The organism is Halomonas sp. KM007, assembly GCF_050709225.1.
GTDB classification, from domain to species: Bacteria; Pseudomonadota; Gammaproteobacteria; order Pseudomonadales; family Halomonadaceae; genus Vreelandella; species Vreelandella hamiltonii.
The window spans coordinates 1,953,584-1,970,216 of record NZ_CP136131.1 but is presented as its reverse complement, the minus strand read 5'-3'; the positions used below and the strand labels follow the sequence as shown (position 1 = coordinate 1,970,216).

Annotated in this window: 14 protein-coding genes; 10 read left to right on the top strand and 4 right to left on the bottom strand. The window is 60.6% G+C overall.

Features of this window, described 5'->3' with window-relative positions; genetic code table 11:
- Positions 1–45 precede the first annotated feature (45 nt).
- The gene (locus RVM27_RS09230; protein ID WP_498956409.1) at positions 46–2,496 is read right to left on the bottom strand and encodes a sensor domain-containing protein; all 2,451 of its coding nucleotides are present in this window, start codon (positions 2,494–2,496) and stop codon (positions 46–48) included.
- Between the two features lie 135 nt (positions 2,497–2,631).
- Here RVM27_RS09230 and hemC point away from each other — a divergent pair, with 135 nt between their 5' ends.
- The 4 genes from hemC to RVM27_RS09210 are packed head-to-tail and all read left to right on the top strand — an operon-like array spanning position 2,632 to position 7,016.
- Positions 2,632–3,576, top strand: a complete 945-nt coding sequence (hemC, locus tag RVM27_RS09225) for a hydroxymethylbilane synthase (protein WP_498956408.1) — start codon at positions 2,632–2,634, stop codon at positions 3,574–3,576.
- Positions 3,573–4,325 (top strand): uroporphyrinogen-III synthase, encoded by a 753-nt coding sequence (locus tag RVM27_RS09220; protein WP_498956407.1) that lies wholly within the window; start codon positions 3,573–3,575, stop codon positions 4,323–4,325. Before hemC ends, RVM27_RS09220 begins: the two co-directional genes overlap by 4 nt.
- 43 nt (positions 4,326–4,368) lie before the next feature.
- Positions 4,369–5,757, top strand: coding sequence for a uroporphyrinogen-III C-methyltransferase (locus RVM27_RS09215; protein ID WP_498956406.1), 1,389 nt, complete (start codon positions 4,369–4,371; stop codon positions 5,755–5,757).
- A complete protein-coding gene (locus RVM27_RS09210) occupies positions 5,754–7,016 on the top strand; it encodes a heme biosynthesis HemY N-terminal domain-containing protein (RefSeq protein ID WP_498939493.1) in 1,263 nt (420 codons plus the stop codon). The genes RVM27_RS09215 and RVM27_RS09210 overlap by 4 nt, the downstream gene beginning before the upstream one ends.
- An 82-nt stretch (positions 7,017–7,098) precedes the next feature.
- Here RVM27_RS09210 and aroQ read toward each other — a convergent pair whose 3' ends face one another.
- A complete protein-coding gene (gene aroQ / locus RVM27_RS09205) occupies positions 7,099–7,536 on the bottom strand; it encodes a type II 3-dehydroquinate dehydratase (protein ID WP_227407339.1) in 438 nt (145 codons plus the stop codon).
- 126 nt (positions 7,537–7,662) lie between these two features.
- On the opposite strand from aroQ, the gene RVM27_RS09200 reads away from it, so the two are divergent.
- Positions 7,663–8,532 (top strand): DUF72 domain-containing protein, encoded by an 870-nt coding sequence (locus tag RVM27_RS09200; RefSeq protein WP_498939495.1) that lies wholly within the window; start codon positions 7,663–7,665, stop codon positions 8,530–8,532.
- 153 nt (positions 8,533–8,685) lie between these two features.
- Positions 8,686–10,029, top strand: coding sequence for a sodium-dependent transporter (locus tag RVM27_RS09195; protein ID WP_287807020.1), 1,344 nt, complete (start codon positions 8,686–8,688; stop codon positions 10,027–10,029).
- A gap of 94 nt (positions 10,030–10,123) precedes the next feature.
- Here the strand turns inward: RVM27_RS09195 and RVM27_RS09190 are convergent, their stop codons facing one another.
- Complete coding sequence (locus RVM27_RS09190) at positions 10,124–10,342, bottom strand: PA3496 family putative envelope integrity protein (RefSeq protein WP_498956405.1); 219 nt, start codon at positions 10,340–10,342, stop codon at positions 10,124–10,126.
- Positions 10,343–10,653: 311 nt separating this feature from the next.
- Between RVM27_RS09190 and hexR the strand changes: the two genes are divergently transcribed.
- The 3 genes from hexR (at position 10,654) to RVM27_RS09175 (ending at position 15,036) form a co-directional block, all read left to right on the top strand.
- Positions 10,654–11,508, top strand: a complete 855-nt coding sequence (gene hexR, locus RVM27_RS09185) for a transcriptional regulator HexR (RefSeq protein ID WP_287807016.1) — start codon at positions 10,654–10,656, stop codon at positions 11,506–11,508.
- 115 nt (positions 11,509–11,623) lie between these two features.
- Positions 11,624–13,822, top strand: coding sequence for a DNA helicase II (uvrD, locus tag RVM27_RS09180; protein ID WP_227407341.1), 2,199 nt, complete (start codon positions 11,624–11,626; stop codon positions 13,820–13,822).
- A 125-nt stretch (positions 13,823–13,947) separates the two neighbouring features.
- On the top strand, positions 13,948–15,036 hold the full coding sequence (locus tag RVM27_RS09175; RefSeq protein ID WP_287807013.1) for a TRAP transporter substrate-binding protein: 1,089 nt from the start codon (positions 13,948–13,950) through the stop codon (positions 15,034–15,036).
- 78 nt (positions 15,037–15,114) lie between these two features.
- On the opposite strand, the gene RVM27_RS09170 is transcribed toward RVM27_RS09175, so the two are convergent.
- Positions 15,115–15,528, bottom strand: a complete 414-nt coding sequence (locus RVM27_RS09170) for an acyl-CoA thioesterase (RefSeq protein WP_039178866.1) — start codon at positions 15,526–15,528, stop codon at positions 15,115–15,117.
- A 101-nt stretch (positions 15,529–15,629) separates the two neighbouring features.
- On the opposite strand from RVM27_RS09170, the gene RVM27_RS09165 reads away from it, so the two are divergent.
- Positions 15,630–16,577, top strand: a complete 948-nt coding sequence (locus tag RVM27_RS09165; protein WP_498956404.1) for a PstS family phosphate ABC transporter substrate-binding protein — start codon at positions 15,630–15,632, stop codon at positions 16,575–16,577.
- The last annotated feature ends 56 nt before the right edge of the window (positions 16,578–16,633 follow it).

Genomic DNA, 16,633 nt, shown 5'->3' with positions numbered 1-16,633 from the left:
TACCAGAGTCACTGCGTAGAGCGGCATGCCGTTTTATGGCAGTGTTTATAACGAGGCAGGAGATTCTTGGCTAGCAACGACTACTAGCGGCGTTTTCAAATATGCCTTCAGCGCACTCAAGGCCATGGGACGAGCAAAGTAGTAGCCTTGGTAGTGGCCGCACTGCAGGGTACGCAGGAAGTGAAACTGCTCGGCGGTTTCAACGCCTTCAATTAACACCTCGAGTCCCAACTTATCTGCCATGGTGACAACGCCCTCTACAATAGCGGCGTCACGGGAATCAACGGCCACATCGCCCACAAACGAGCGGTCAACCTTCAGCTTATTGATGGGTAGGCGTTTTAGATAGCTAAGGCTTGAGAAACCGGTGCCAAAGTCATCCAGCGCAATGTGCACGCCCAGTTGGCGCAGGGCCTGTAAAGCCTGAATGGTGTGTTCGGCGCTATCCATTAACACACCTTCGGTCAGCTCCAGCTCTAATAGCGCGGGGGGCAAGCCACTACGCGCCAGCACCTGCTTTACGGAGTCTAAAAAGCCTGGGCGCTGAAACTGCATGGGTGATACGTTAATCGCCACGGTTATGGGGGTCGTGCTTTCGGCATTGAGCACCACCGCATCGCGGCAGGCAGTTTCCATCACCCATTCACTGATGGGAATAATCTGCCCGGTATCCTCGGCCAAAGGAATAAACTGCCCTGGCGGGATGTTGCCACGCTCTGGGTGGTACCAACGGATCAGCGCTTCAACCCCAGCGACCCGCCCGCTATGGTGAATTTGCGGCTGGTAATGGAGCTCAAACTGCTCCTGCTCAATGGCCTGCAGCAGGGCATGGCGCAAATTCACCCGCTTGGTGACCTTGCGGTTAAGTTCGTCGGTATACCACTGAAAGGTGTTGCGCCCCCTGCGTTTGGCCTTGTACATGGCAAGGTCGGCCTGCTGAATGAGCTGACGCGGCGTTTGAATAGTGCCATCGTTGGTGGCAATCCCAATACTGGCAGTAATTCTTAGCTCGTTGCTGCGATACCAGTAAGGTGCCGAAACTCGTGTCAGCAGCCGCTCGACCACCTGTAAGACATCGTCTTCGTGGGCTAAATCCGGCAACAGCACGATAAACTCATCGCCGCCAAATCGGGCCACGGTGTCCCAGGGGCGCAGCTCCTCCTCCAAGCGCTTGGCGACCTCTAGCAAAATATAGTCGCCCACTTCATGGCCGAGGGTGTCATTGATTGGCTTAAAGTCGTCTAAATCAATGAACAGCACTGCTAAATAACGCTGGTAGCGCCTGGCTAACAAACAACCTTGGGCAAGGCGCTGGTCCAGCAACAGCCGGTTGGGCAGCCCGGTCAGCGCATCGTGATTGGCGTTATGGCTCAGCTGGGCCTGATACTCGCGCTGGGCGGTAATGTCGTTTTGAGCGCCGATGAAATGGGTCACCACGCCGTCGTCGTCACGCACGGGGGAAATGTACAGATCGTTCCAGAATGGCGCGCCGTTGCGGCGATAGTTGCGGATCACCACGTGCACGTCCCGCTGCTCCTGGATGCCCTTGCGTAACAGTGCCAGCGTTGCCGAATCCGTCTCTTCGCCCTGCAGGAAGCGACCGTTGCGCCCCAGCGCCGCGTCACGAGAGTACCCGGTGATACGTTCGAAAGCGCTATTCACGTAGACCATCGGCAGGTCCGGCTGCTGCGCATCGACGATCACCACACCGTTGGTGCTGGACTCCACGCTGCGCTCCAGTAGGGTCAACTGGCGTTCGGTAGCCTTGCGCTGGGTAATGTCCTGGCTAGAGCCCTGAACCTGAATGATCTGCCCCTGCTCATCGCGCACGGCTCGGCCAATCACCCTGACCCAGCGGCGCTGATGGTGCTGGGTGACGATCTCGAGCTCTTCGTCGAAACTCACGCCCTGTTCGCAGCAAGCCGTAAACGCCGCCCGGATGCGCTCCTGGGAACGCGCCTCGTAAAAACCCAAGGCTTCGACCAGGGTCGGCTGATAGCCCACGGGCATGCCGTGGAGGCGACACACCTCTTCTGACCAGATCGGCACCCCAGCGGCAATGTCCATGTACCAACCGCCGATATGGGCGGTTTCCCCAGCAATCCTGAACAGGCGCTGATTGCGCCGCAGCTGCTTCTCTACCGCCTTGCGCTGGGTGATATCTCGCGCAATCACATAGATCACCTGGTCACCGGTAGAGGCGGTCACCTCGATCCATACGCGACGACCATCGGCGGTCAATGCGCAGACCGCAAACGCCTCGATCTTCTCGCCACGGCATAGCCGCGCCAGGGCATCTTCGATGGCCGGGTGGTCTCGGGGCTCCACCACGACACCACAAGGCCTGCCCAGCAGCGCGGCAGCGTCATACCCCAGCAAGGTCTCGAAGCGCGGGTTGACGCTGAGCAGCTTGCCCGCAAAGTCGATGCAGCAGAACAAGTCCTGGGAAAGCAGGAAGAACTGGTCTAGCTTGCCTTGCGGTTCATCGACTGACATTAGGTTTCCTGGCAGGGTTGGGCGCATCGCGCGCGGGTCTTAAATGGACCGGTTATTTTTACTGTGTGGCCGGGTGCTTTATGATGAGAATTATCACAGTTCGACGCGCCGTGTCAGCGGCAAAGGGAGAATAACGTGTTACCCATCACGAAATTGCGCATTGCCACGCGAAAAAGCCAGTTGGCCATGTGGCAAGCCGAGTATGTTCGCGACCGCCTCATGGCGGCCCACGAAGGCCTGGAGGTCGAGCTTGTTCCGCTGTCCACCAAGGGCGACAAGATCCTCGACACACCGCTTTCCAAGATTGGCGGCAAAGGGCTGTTCGTCAAGGAGCTCGAGGATGCCATGCTGGATGGCCGCGCCGATATCGCCGTGCACTCCATGAAGGACGTGCCGATGTACTTCCCTGAAGGGCTGGGGCTGTCGGTTATTCTGGAAGGCGCCGACCCAACCGATGCGTTTGTCTCGAACCACTACGCCAGCGTCGAGGAACTGCCGGAAGGCGCTCGCATTGGTACCGCCAGCCTGCGCCGAGGCCTGCAGCTTCGTGAAGCGCGCCCAGACCTGCAGATTCTCAACCTGCGCGGCAACGTACAAACTCGTCTGGCCAAGCTGGACGACGGCGAGTTCGAAGCCATCATCCTGGCAACCTCAGGCCTGCAGCGCCTGGGGCTGGACGCCCGGATCGCCCAGGCGCTTCCACCGGAAGTATGCTTGCCAGCCTGCGGCCAGGGGGCGCTGGGCATCGAATGCCGCTTGCACGACCCCGAATTGATTGCGCTACTGGCCCCCTTGGACGATCAGGATACCGCCACCCGCGTGCGCGCCGAGCGCGCCCTGAACACGCGCCTGGAAGGTGGCTGCCAAGTACCGATTGCCGGGCACGCCGTACTGGATAAAGCCAACGATACCCTGTGGCTGCGCGGGCTAGTGGGCAACCCAGAGGGCACCGAGGTACTGCGTGCCGAGGGCCGTGGCTCTATCCATGAGCCGGAAGCGCTCGGCATTCGTATTGCCGAAGAGCTGCTGGATCAAGGCGCCGGCGATATCTTGGCAGAGGTTTACGGCCGCAACGTATGAGCCAGCCGGTACTGATTTGCCGCCCAGGGGAGCGGGGCGAAACGCTGGCTGATGCCCTGCGGGCAAGCAAAGGCTGGGTGGAGTCGCTTGACGTGATGCATCTGGAAGCGCTGCCTGAAGATGCTACGCAGCGCCAAGTCTGGTTGGATATTGATCAGTACCATAAGATAGTGGTGGTCAGCCCCTTTGCCGCTTACTGTTTAAGCGAGGCGCTGGATCGCTACTGGCCACAGCTACCTATCGGTATTGATTACTATAGCGTTGGACGGGGCACTGCCAGCATACTGTTCGATCAGCTTGGGGTTCGGGTACGTATTCCTCCGCCCCAGCAGGGTGAAGACACCAGCGAAGCGCTGCTTTCGCTAGCGTCGCTTCGCCACCTAGCACATCAACGAGTACTGCTGGTGGCAGGAGAAGGCGGCCGCACGCTGATCGCCGACACTCTAGCGGCACGCGGGGCCACTATTACCCGGCTGGCGGTCTATCGGCGGGTTTATCAGCCGCCTTCGCCAGCGATGCAAAAGCGCCTCGCCACAGGTGCCTACCGGGCGCTCATCGTCACCAGCGGCGAACTGCTTGAATATCTGGCAAAATGGTGTGGTCCAGCAGCGTTGAACCAACCGCTAATCGTTTCCAGTCACCGTTTAGCTACACTGGCCGGTAGACTGGGTTTTTGTGACCTCAAGGTGGCGTCGGGAGCAACGCCGGCTGCGCTGGTGGCCGCGTTGGATCGGTCCTGTAACCCCTAGGGTGCCGATGTCGATCAAGGAACTTAATAAGGGCTAGCGACAGATGAGCAAACAACCAACTGATCAGGAAGGCGTCAACCACGCGTCTACCGATGCATCCAAGGGCGGCACTCCTGCTGGTGACGCCTCAGCGACCGCGCCCCAAGACACGGGCCCCAACGGCTCTTCGTCTTATGCCGCCAAGAACAGCCGTTCACGGCGTCGGCATAAAAACACCAGCAACACGACAGCGGCCCCTGCGGCAAGCGCTGCGGTCGACCCCGCCAAAGAGAACGTTGCCGGCACCAAACCCACCACCAAGCCGGCAGATGAGAAGCCTGCCAAGCATAGCGGGCCTGCTCCAGCAGGCGGCGGCGCGAAGCCCACGCCGCCGCCCACCGTCAACGGTGGCGGAAACGGCAAGGGTGGCGGCATTGCCATTGCGCTGGTGGTTATCCTGGCACTCGCCCTGGGCCTGATCACTTGGCAAGGCTGGCAGCGCCTGGATAGTCAGCAGCAGCGCCTGGACGAATTGGCCCAGCAAGCGCAAAACAGCGCTTCCCAGCAAGCGGTCAGCGAGCTTGAGTCACGGATCGAAGAGGGCGAAGCCGAACGCAGTCAGGTGCTGGACAGCACCATGAACGAACTGCGCAGCGAGCTGGACAGCTATCGCAGCGACGTCAACAGCACGCTGGATGAGGTGCTGGCCCAACTGTCACAAGAGCAGGAAACCGACGAGCGCGACTGGCTACACGCCGAAGCCGCCTACCTGCTGCGCCTGGCGAATCAACGTCTGCAGCTCGAAGGCGATGTGGAAGGTGCCGCCGCTCTGCTGCGCACCGCCGATGCCCGTCTGGCCGATGCCGATAACCCGGCGCTAACGCCCGTGCGTCGTGAAATTGCCAACGAGCTCGCCGCGCTGGACGCCGTTCCTCAAGTGGACCGCACAGGCATTTACTTAGCTCTGAATGCCCAGCAAGAGCGCGTAGCGGGTCTGCGCCTATCTCAAGAGATCGAAGAGCGCGCCGTGACGTCGAGCATTGAGCAGCCGCCTACCGGCACTTTCCAGCGCCAGCTCGCCCGCTTCGGTGAAGAGCTAAAAGATCTCGTGGTGATTCGTCAGCACGATGAAGCACTGGAAACGTTGATCACGCCGGAGCAGGAGTCCTACCTGCGCCAGAGCCTGCGCCTGATTCTCGAGCAGTCTCAGCTAGCGCTGCTCAAAGAGGAGCCCGAGCTGTACGAAGCGAGCATCGACAAAGCCCTGGAGCTGCTGAACGGCTACTACGACACCGAGCGTGAAGAGACCCAGAGCGTCATAGCCCGCCTTCAAGAGCTGAAGCAGGCCGAAGTAAAGCCCGAGCTGCCGGATATCAGCGCCTCACAGCAAGCGCTGGCCAGCTTCATCGACAACCGTTTCGAGTCGCGTCGTCAGGATGGAGGTGATGCATGAGAAAACTCATCCTGCTGATCATCGCGGGCCTCGCGGTTGGCGCGCTCTTTGGGCACCTGATGATGTCAGTGCCCGGTTACTGGCTGATTCGAGTGGGCGACACCTCGGTTCAAACCTCGTTCTGGTTTGGTCTGGTGCTGCTACTGGGTGCCTTTATTGTGCTGCACTTCGCGCTACGCCTGCTTACCGGCATTATTCGCCCGGTTGGTCGCTTCCGTACCTGGAACAGCCGCGCCCGTAACCGTCGCGCCATGAAACGCACCGTGCGTGGTTTGGTGGCACTCACCGAAGGCCGCTGGAAAAAAGCCGAGAAAACCTTGGTGCGCGCCGCCGACGACTCCAGCACACCACTCGTTAACTACCTATCGGCCGCGCTGGCAGCCCACTATCAGGGCGACCACGAGAAGTCCCAGGAGCATCTGAACCAGGCCCAGCTGACCACCGACGGCGCGGATACCGCCGTTGGCCTGATGCAGGCCCAGCTGATGATCGACCGCCAACAGCCCGAAGAAGCGCTGGCGATCCTCAACCGACTGGACAAGCAGCTATCCAACCACCCTCAGGTGCTGAAACTGCTCAAGCAGGTGCATTTGAGCGTCAACGACTGGGAAGGGCTGCGTCGCCTCATTCCACGCCTGGCCGCGCAGAAGCTGATTACCCAGCAAGAGCGCGAGCAGCTGGAGTTCAAGGCCTACCGGGAGCTGATTCTGTTCGAAGCCAAGAACCCGTCCAATATCGAGCGTGTTCGCGGGCTATGGGCCGACATGCCCGACTATCTGCGGGCCAACACCGAGCTGATCGTGCTCTACACCGAAGCCCTGCTGCAATCCAACGAAGAACCGATTGCCGAGCGGCTGCTCAATCACTCCCTGGATCATCACTGGGATGCGCGCCTGGTCAAGCGCTATGGCCTGCTGAACGTCGACGCCGCGCGCCAGCTGGCCAAGGCGCAGAAATGGCTGCAAGAGCGCCCCAACGACCCGGAACTGCTGCTGGCCTGTGGCCGCCTGTCACTGCGGGTTGGCCAGTGGGAAAAGGCGCTTGAGTATTTCGAGGCCAGCCAGCGCCAGCGCCCGAACGGTGAGGTCTGTGCCGAGCTTGCACGCCTGTACGCCAGCCTGGGCGAGCACAACAAGAGCCAGCTCTACTACCGGCACAGCGTGGACATGCTGGCCAAGTCGCTGCCTTCACTGCCACAGCCCAGCGATGCCCATGACAGCAAGCAAGGTGGCCAGAAAGCAACGCCGCGCAAGGCATGACCCTCGCAAGGCAGGTCGCTTGAACGCAACAGGGTGCCCCGAGGGGCACCCTGTTGCGTTTCAGGCGTAGCAAACAGATCGTTCACACGGCGATGATGGCGTCCAGCGCTGCCCGGTAGCCCTGTATGCCCAGCCCGGCGATCACCCCATCGGCACGCAGCGAGACATACGAGTGGTGGCGGAAGGCCTCTCGCTTGTGGACATTGGAAAGATGTACTTCGATGACCTTTCCGTCGAATGCGTTCAAGGCATCCAGAATGGCTACCGAGGTGTGCGTATAGGCGGCGGGGTTGATGATGATGGCCTGCGTACCATCCAGTCGAGCAGCATGAATGGCATCGATCAATTCGCCTTCGTGGTTGCTTTGCAGGCAGTGGATATCCCACCCCGCCATGACGGCCCGCTCGCGCAGCAGATTATTGACATCCTCCAGGGTGTCGTAGCCATAGATCTCAGGCTGCCGGCTCCCCAGCAGGTTCAGGTTTGGCCCGTGCAACACGACCACTTTGCCTTGCCCCATGACGCTCTCCGGTGATGATTTTCGCCAGCATGCCAAGCTTTGCGGTCGTGCGCCAGCCATTCGCCGGTTACACGGCATAGCGGTTACACTGATGTTTTGATGGCATGACGAAGGCCCCCTGTTGACATGATCGGCGCAACCCCCGCCCTCCCCCTCTATCTTGGCCTGCCCATGTGGGCCAATCAGGATTGGCAAGGCAGCCTCTATCCTCGCCAGGCCAAAACCGAGCTGCTCAGCGACTATGCGGCGGTGTTTTCCAGCGTGGAGGGCAACACGACGTTTTACAGTGGCACGCCCAAATCGGATATCATCGCCGCCTGGGCGCGCCAGGCGCCGCCGCATTTTCGCTTCTGCTTCAAGCTGCCAGGCCACATTACCCACGACCAGCGCCTGACCCGACCTGGGGATGCCTGGGCGTTTCTGGACGCGCTGACGCCCCTGCACGACCGGCTAGGCCCTACCATGGTGCAGCTACCCAGAGACTTTGGCCCTGCCGAACTCCCCAAACTGGAAGCCCTGCTCGCCCAGTGGCCAGCGCACCTGCCCTGTGCGGTAGAGGTTCGCCACCCTGTTTTTTTCCACAAAGGTGAGGCAGAGAGGGCCTTGAACCGCCTGTTGATAACTTATTCGGCCAACCGAGTCATGCTGGATGTGCGCCCGGTCTTCTCTACGCCGCATGAAGGACACGCTGGGCTGGCCCACGCCCAGCAGGAGAAGCCGAAACTCCCGCTACACGTGCTTTCCACTGGTCAACAACCCATCATTCGCTTCATTGGACATATTGACAAAGCGATCAACACACGCTACTTCGCCCCTTGGATAGAACAGCTCAGCCTGTGGATAAAACAGGGGAAAACCCCTTTTTTATTTGTGCATACCGCAGACAACCGTGAGTCACCCCAGATGGCTCGCCACCTCTATCGCCTGGTGCAGGCCAAGGCCGCTTTGGCGGACCTGGCACCTTTCGCCGATGAAAAGCAGAGCCAGCTGTTTTAGGCCGCCTTTTTAGGCTGGCTCACTGGCAAGCCTACCCTTGATCGGATAAATTGCGCGTTCTTTCGGAAAAGCACGCTGGCAATCTCTTTTTTCCGAACATCGGCGCAATCTGCCGATATCGACCCATTACAATCGAACTGAAACAGGTGATTTATGGCAAAACTTGCGCATGCACAGTGGTCATCTCGCATGGGCTTTGTGCTGGCCGCGGCGGGCTCCGCCGTTGGCCTGGGCAATATCTGGCGTTTCTCGTACATGGTGGGCGACAGCGGTGGCGCCGCCTTCGTTCTGGTCTATTTGGCCTGTGTAGCACTGGTCGGCCTGCCCATTCTGGTCGCCGAGTGGATGATTGGCCGTCGCGGCCAGAAGAACCCCATCAACACCATGGCCGAACTGGCCGCCAACCACGGCCGCTCGAAAGCGTGGGCGCTGGTGGGTGTCAGCGGTGTCTTGGCTGCCTTTCTGATTCTCTCGTTCTACAGCGTCATCGGCGGCTGGTCGCTGAACTATACGCTGGGCTCGGTGCTCGGTAGCTTCAACGGCCAAGATGCGGACAGCATTGGTGCGCTGTTCAGCGGCATGCTGGGCAGCCCGACGGCCCTTCTGCTGTGGCATACGGCGTTCATGGTATTGGTCGTCGGTATCGTGGCACGCGGGGTCACCAAAGGCCTGGAAAGCGCAGCGCGCACCATGATGCCTGCTCTGGTGGTGTTGATGCTGGTGCTGGTGGGATACGGCATGGCCAGCGGCTACTTTGGTGAAGCCCTGAGCTTCATGTTCAGCCCTGACTGGGATGCTCTCGATGGCGGTGTCGTACTGGCGGCCATGGGCCAGGCATTCTTCACGCTGTCGCTGGGCATGGGGATCATGATGGCCTACGGGTCGTATCTGGGCGAAGACGTCAATCTGATCAGCACCGCACGGACGGTCATCCTGCTGGATACCGCCATCGCCCTGCTGGCGGGCCTGGCCATCTTCCCCATCGTCTTTGCCAACGGCCTGAGTGCCGGCGAAGGCCCCGGCCTGATCTTTGTCACCCTGCCCCTGGCGTTTGGCAACATGACCGGCGGCACCATTCTGGGCCTGATGTTCTTCCTGCTGCTGACCTTTGCCGCCCTGACGTCGGCCATTTCACTGCTGGAACCGGTGGTGGAAACTCTCGAAGAGCGCACGTCGATGTCACGTATCGTGGCCACATTGGTCAGCGGCGTGGCGGTATGGGCACTGGGTGTCGCGGCGCTGCTGTCGTTCAACGTATGGGCAGACGTGCTGTTCTTTGGGCTGAACATCTTCGACCTGCTGGATACCTTCACCAGCAAGATTCTGCTGCCATTGACCGGCCTGGGTGCGATCGTGTTCTTCGCCTTCTGCCTGGATAAAGAAGAAGCGCGCAAGGAGCTGAGGCTGGATGTCTACGACTACAGCCTGTGGAACCTGCTGGCCAAATACGTCGCCCCCATCGGGGTCACGGTGGTTTTCCTGGCAGGCCTGTTCTGACTCGCCGCTAGGTCGGCAAGCTTACCCAATAGAGAAGGCGTTACCGTGGCGTAACGCTTTCTCGCCTTCCTTCACCAGCCTCTTCTTCAGCTGGCTAGTGCAGTTCGCTCTCTTGCGGGTCGCCCTCGTCTGGCAAGGGAGCGATATCCCGTGACAGCTTCTGGAATTCACGGTGCAGCTCGATGCCCCGACGCGCTCTCAGGCTGCGTTGGGCGGCGCTGCGCCGACGTTGGGCATGCTCATCGACCTCCATACTCATGAATATGTCGAGCAATTCGCTTTTTACCGAGGTCATTCGTTCGACGTTTCTCATAATCGACGCTCCTCCAGGTGAGTTGCCTACGTCCACCTGCATCCGTGACGACTGATTTTTAAATGATGCAGTGCGGCACGTCACTTCTTACTATAACCTACTTGACAAAATGATGACGAATTCTGCTCAAATGTCTTAACGGCATTTAAACGCCTTTAGGTTAGGCTTGGCTCACTCATTGGCATGCCATCTTAAATCGCCTGCCGCAGCGCTGAGTCAAACGATGAAGCGCCATTAAAAAACGAACGTTTTAAACAGATTTATTTTGTCGTACTGTAATCCTTTGTTTTTGAGCACCCAAGGAGCTGAACGTGAGCCGCGCCCTGTTCGATGAAATGAGACGCCGCATGGAGCATTTCCGTCGCTCCGAACAAAAGGTCGCGCGGTTCGTGCTGCGCAACCCCGATGAAGTCATTCACATGCGCATCGTGGACCTGGCCACCGAAGCAAAGGTGAGCGAGCCCACGGTGGTGCGCTTCTGCCGTGCGCTGGGCTGCAACGGCTTTCAGGATTTCAAGCTGCAGCTGGCCCAGATGCTGGCCAGCGGAAGCCAGTTCGCGCAGTTCTCGATGAACGACAGCGACTCGGTGGCCGAATTCTCCCACAGCATTTTCGACTCCACCGTGGGCACGCTGCTGTCGGTGCGCGACCGGCTCGATAACGAAGCGCTGGGCAAGGCCGTCAATGCACTGGCCATGGCCAATCGCGTCGAGTTCTACGGCTTTGGCGCCTCCGGCGCGGTGGCCTTCGATGCCCAACACAAGTTTTTCCGCCTGCAGATATCAACCTCCGCCTACGCCGACCCGCACATGCAGAACATGTCGGCGGTGACCCTGCAGGAGGGCGACGTGGTGGTCGCCATCTCGCAGACAGGCCGAACCCGGGCGCTGGTGGCCAGCGTTCGCCTGGCCCGCGAAGCAGGCGCCACCGTGATCGGCCTGTGTCCCAGCGAATCACCGCTGGCCCAGGAGGTGAGCCTGCCGCTGTTCATCGACGTGCACGAAGACACCGAGATTTACACCCCGCTCAGCTCGCGTATTGCCCACCTGGTGCTGATCGACGTGCTGGCGGTGGGCGTGGCCAAGACCCGGGGCCCCAAACTGGCCGAACAGTTGAAAGCGGTGAAGAAGAGCCTGACCACGCTGCGTTACCCGGAAGAGTCCTGAGCAACGGTTCTGATAAAGAGTCCTGAGCCAACGTCCTGAAGACACGCTGTATGCACAGCCAGTGTGCTGGCTGTGCTAGACTGGTCGCCCCTTTTTTGAACCGGCAGCGGCTTATATGGACGACGTCACGGCGATACTCGATCATCTCAACCCGGCCCAGCGGGAAGCCGTCAGTGCGCCCCAGGGCAACCTTCTGGTACTGGCCGGCGCCGGTTCCGGCAAAACGCGTGTGCTGGTACACCGCATTGCCTGGCTGATGCAGGCCGAAGGGCTTTCCCCTTATGCGCTGCTGGCCGTCACGTTTACCAACAAGGCCGCCCGAGAGATGCGCACGCGTCTGGAAGCCTTGCTGGGCATCTCCATGCGCCATGTCTGGGTGGGTACCTTTCACTCGATCTCGCACCGGCTGCTGCGCACCCATTGGCAGGATGCTCGACTGCCCCAGCACTTTCAGATCATCGACTCCGATGACCAGCTGCGGCTGATCAAGCGGCTGCTGAAAGACTACTCGATTGACGATGAGCGTTTCCCGCCACGCCAGGTGCAGGGGTTCATTTCTGGTTGCAAGGAAGAGGGCCTGCGACCCCATCAAGTGAACGTCAATGGCGATGCGTACCTCGCCCAGATGGTCGAGCTCTACGAGCGCTACCAGTTCACCTGCGAGCGAGGCGGGCTGGTGGATTTCGGTGAGCTGCTGCTGCGCAGCCTGGAGCTGTTGCGCGACAACCCGCCGCTGCTGAACCACTATCGCGAGCGCTTTGGCCATGTGCTGGTGGACGAGTTTCAGGATACCAACACCCTTCAGTACGCCTGGCTCAAACTGCTCACCGGCCAGCAGACCCCGATGACCGCCGTGGGCGATGACGACCAGTCCATTTACGGCTGGCGGGGCGCCAAGGTCGAGAACATTCGCCGCTTCGAAGAAGAGTTTCCCAACACCCATACCGTGCGCCTGGAGCAGAACTATCGCTCTACCAGCGCGATTCTGGAAGCGGCCAATACGCTGATCAGCCACAACAGCGAGCGCCTCGGCAAGAACCTATGGACCGATGGCGCCGAAGGCGAGCCTATCTCGGTATATGCGGGGTTCAACGACCTCGAGGAAGCCCGCTATATCGTCGATACCATCAAGGAGAAGGTCAACGAAGGCTTCAACCGCCGGGACGTGGCCATCCTCTACCGCTCCAACGCCCAGTCGCGCCTGCTGGAAGAGACGCTGATTCGCCAAGGCATGCCCTATCGTATCTACGGCGGCCACCGCTTTTATGAGCGGCTGGAAATCAAGAACGCCCTGGCCTACCTGCGCTTGCTGCTCAACCGTGATGACGATGCCTCCCTGGAGCGCGTCATCAACGTGCCCACCCGTGGCATTGGCACGCGCACCGTGGAAATCGTCCGCCATCACGCCCGTGAGCAGAGCGTGTCGCTGTGGCAGGCGCTGCACGACACCCTTCAGGATGGCACCTTGAGAGGCCGCGCAGGCAACGCCGTGCAGGCCTTTACCAACTTGATCGAACAGCTGGACAACGACACGTCCGGGCTGCCGCTCCACGAGATCATCGACCACGTCACGGCGCGCACCGGGCTGATCGAACACCATCAAAGCGAGCGCGGTGAAAAAGGCCAGGCGCGGGTCGAGAACCTGGAAGAGCTGGTCAACGCGGCCCGGGCCTTTACCCATGGCGATGCCTTCGAGACCCCAGAAGCCGGAGAAGGCATGGCCGCGCTGGAAGCCTTCCTTTCGGAAGCCGCCCTCAACGCAGGCGACCATGAAGCCGAGGAGTTCGAAGACAGCGTGCAGCTGATGACCCTGCACTCGGCCAAGGGGCTGGAGTTCCCGGTGGTGTTCATTGCCGGGGTGGAAGAGGGGCTGTTTCCCCACAAGATGTCCGTGGAGGAGCCAGGCCGCCTGGAGGAGGAGCGCCGCCTGTGCTACGTGGGCGTGACGCGCGCCATGCAGAAGCTCTACCTGACCCACGCCGAGACTCGCCGACTGCACGGCAAAGAGGTGTTCCCACGCCCGTCCCGGTTTCTTCGTGAGCTACCGCCTCATCTGCTGGAAGAAGTGCGTCTGCGCGGCCATGTCTCGCGCCCCGTGACCGCGTCACGGCCCAGCTTTGCCCAATCCAGCATCGAAAGCGACGGCGACCTGCCCGCCCTGCATGTCGGCCAGCGGGTGGGCCACCCGGTGTTCGGCGAAGGCATCATTCTGAACGCCGAAGGCGAAGGCGCTCGGGCGCGGGTTCAGGTGAGCTTTGACGGCGAAGGCGTGAAGTGGCTGGTACTCGGATTTGCCAAGCTCACTCCCATGTAACCCGTTGACCCGCCAGCAGGACTGGGTACTTGCCCAATAAAACCTGCTTGGCGCATACTGGCAGGCGGACACTGCGCTCACTGCGCTTATAAAAAACATCCAATAATTTCGGAGTCATGCCCGCCATGCAACGCCGTCAATTCCTGAAAACCGCCGGCCTGGGTGCCGCCGGTGTCGCTGCTGCCCCCTTTGTTTCTACCGCCAGCGCTAACGAAACCTACACCTGGGATATGGTCACCTCCTGGCCGAAGAATTTCCCCGCCCTGGGTACCGGTGCTAACGACTTTGCTCGTCGTGTGGAACAGCTCTCTAACGGCCGCATGCGCATTCGCGTTCACGGTGCAGGCGAGCTGGTACCGGCACTGGAAGTCTTTGATGCCGTCGCCGCTGGCACGGCTGAAATGGGTCACTCCGCGTCTTACTACTGGCGCGGTAAAGTCGCGGCTTCTCAGTTCTTCACCGCCGTGCCATTTGGCATGACCACCACTGAAATGAACGCCTGGCTGTACCATGGCGGTGGCCAGGAGCTGTGGGACGAGATCTACGCCAACCACAACCTCAAGCCCTTTGCCGTGGGTAATACAGGCACTCAGATGGCGGGCTGGTTCAAGAAAGAGATCAATTCGCTGGCCGACATGCAGGGCATTCGCCTGCGCCTGCCAGGCCTGGCCGGTGAAGCCATGAACGGTATCGGTGTCACCACCGTGAACATGCCAGGCTCCGAAATCTTCACTTCGCTGCAAACCGGTGTTCTGGATGCCGCCGACTGGGTAGGCCCCTACAACGACATGGCCTTCGGCCTGCATCAGGTGGCCGACTACTACTACACGTCGGTATGGAACGAGCCCACGGCGGTGCTGGAAGGCACCGTCAACCTGGACGCCTGGAATGCCCTGCCGGAAGACCTGCAGGACGTGATTCGCGAAGCGGCACGTGCGTCCAATCTGGCCATGATCAGCGAGTTCGCCTACCGCAACGCCCAGGCGCTCGAGACGCTGGTCGACGAGCACGGCGTGCAGCTGCGCACCTTCCCGGATGACGTCATGGCCGCGCTGTACGAGTCCTCCAAAGAAGCCATTCAGCGCCAGGTCGATGGCGATGAAGAGTCGCGTCGCGTGTGGGAATCCTACTCGGCCTTCCAGAGCGTGCTGCGCCCCTTCAGTGACGTAGGCGAGTATGCCTACCTGAAGAGCCGCGACAGCGTGGGTGCCTGATCACCTTCGACTCAAAAGGGCGCCTCGGCGCCCTTTTTGTTATGACGACTTTGTTATGACGACGGTGTCATGGCCACATCAGCTGTGAACCGCTCTGATCCGACCATTGTCATCCAGCGCCACCATGACGAAACGCGCTTCGGTGACCTTCTGGCGCTCTTCGATGTGTCGGCCATGGGGAGGACGCACCCAGACCTCCACGTCGATGCGGATCGAGCTATGGCCAATATCCTGTACCTGGGTGTATACACTGACCATGGAGCCCACGCGCACCGGGCTTAGAAAATCCATGGCTTCGATGGCGACCGTGGCAGTGCGCCCACCCGCCTCTCGGCCAGCGGCCAGTTCGGCGGCCTGGTCCATATGATTCACCAGCCAGCCGCCGGGAATGTCCCCGTAGAGGTTGGTATCCTGACGAGAAGCCAGTAATTTTAACGTGAGCTGCCCTTTAGGGGCGGGAGCATCGTCCACATCGGAATCCAGTGGTGTCATGAGGTCGTCGCTTTGCAAGGTTATTGTTGTGGTCGGGCCTAGCGCCTGTTGCTGCACTGCAATAACAGGCTAGCACCAGTTAATCACAAGAGGAACGGCGTTTGAAGAGCGACAGTGTACAGCGATGGAGACCTTACCGCCTACTGCTGGCAAGCTGGCTATGCTGCTGCAGCGCCTTTGCCTGGGCGCAGCCAGCGCCCATCAGCGGCACGCTGGGCGCCGTGGGTTCGGACACCATGGCCGGGCTGATGCTGCGCTGGGGTGAAGCCTTGAATGCGCGCTACCCCGATATCACTCTGCAATTTCAGGCGGGGGGGTCGGCCAGCGCCCCCACAGCTCTGGTGGCAGGCACCACCCGCATCGGGCCCATGTCGCGGGCCATGACCGAACGCGAGCACCAGCAGTTCATCCAGCGTTATGGCTACCCGCCGCTGCAACTCAGCGTCGCCCGCGATGCCCTGGTCCTGGTGGTACATCGCCATAACCCGCTGGAAGCCCTGTCACTGGCGCAGGTAGATGCCATCTTCTCTACCACCCTCGCCTGCGGTGCCGATGCGCCTCTGCAGCGTTGGGAAGCGCTGTTGCCCGCCACGGATTGGCCTTACGGGCACATTGCCCTGCATGGCAGAACCCTGGCCTCCGGCACCCAGGGGCTGTTCCAGCAGCGCGCCTTGTGCGGCGGGCAGTTTCGCCGCGATATCAGCGAACATCCCGGTGCGGCAGCGGTGATTGCCGCCGTGGGGGAGTCGCCCAACGCCATGGGCTATGCCGGATACAACCACCTGACCCCCATGGTACGCGCCGTGGCGCTGGCCGATGAGCAAGGCAACCCGGTAGAGCCCAGCGTGGCGAACATTCAAAAGGCCACCTATCCACTCTCCAGAACGCTGTATCTCTACGTCAACTTGCCCCCCGGCGAAGCGCTCCCGGCGGCCGAGCAAGCCTTTCTGGAGCTGGTCTTTTCAGCCGAAGGGCAGCAGATCGTGCAGGCGGCAGGCTTCGTGGCACTTCCCGACCACCTGCGCAGCAGCCAAGCGCTGGATGAATAAACTGTCATCCAATTGTCACAAACAGGGCGTAGGGTAAGCTATTCTGGCCACAAACC

What these genes read in the sequence shown, in the direction of transcription:
- RVM27_RS09190 (WP_498956405.1), bottom strand. Translation starts at nt 10,342, where the DNA reads ATGAGAAACGTCGAACGAATGACCTCGGTAAAAAGCGAATTGCTCGAC.
- uvrD (WP_227407341.1), top strand. Translation starts at nt 11,624, where the DNA reads ATGGACGACGTCACGGCGATACTCGATCATCTCAACCCGGCCCAGCGG.
- RVM27_RS09195 (WP_287807020.1), top strand. Translation starts at nt 8,686, where the DNA reads ATGGCAAAACTTGCGCATGCACAGTGGTCATCTCGCATGGGCTTTGTG.
- RVM27_RS09175 (WP_287807013.1), top strand. Translation starts at nt 13,948, where the DNA reads ATGCAACGCCGTCAATTCCTGAAAACCGCCGGCCTGGGTGCCGCCGGT.
- RVM27_RS09220 (WP_498956407.1), top strand. Translation starts at nt 3,573, where the DNA reads ATGAGCCAGCCGGTACTGATTTGCCGCCCAGGGGAGCGGGGCGAAACG.
- RVM27_RS09215 (WP_498956406.1), top strand. Translation starts at nt 4,369, where the DNA reads ATGAGCAAACAACCAACTGATCAGGAAGGCGTCAACCACGCGTCTACC.
- RVM27_RS09210 (WP_498939493.1), top strand. Translation starts at nt 5,754, where the DNA reads ATGAGAAAACTCATCCTGCTGATCATCGCGGGCCTCGCGGTTGGCGCG.
- aroQ (WP_227407339.1), bottom strand. Translation starts at nt 7,536, where the DNA reads ATGGGGCAAGGCAAAGTGGTCGTGTTGCACGGGCCAAACCTGAACCTG.
- RVM27_RS09170 (WP_039178866.1), bottom strand. Translation starts at nt 15,528, where the DNA reads ATGACACCACTGGATTCCGATGTGGACGATGCTCCCGCCCCTAAAGGG.
- RVM27_RS09200 (WP_498939495.1), top strand. Translation starts at nt 7,663, where the DNA reads ATGATCGGCGCAACCCCCGCCCTCCCCCTCTATCTTGGCCTGCCCATG.
- RVM27_RS09230 (WP_498956409.1), bottom strand. Translation starts at nt 2,496, where the DNA reads ATGTCAGTCGATGAACCGCAAGGCAAGCTAGACCAGTTCTTCCTGCTT.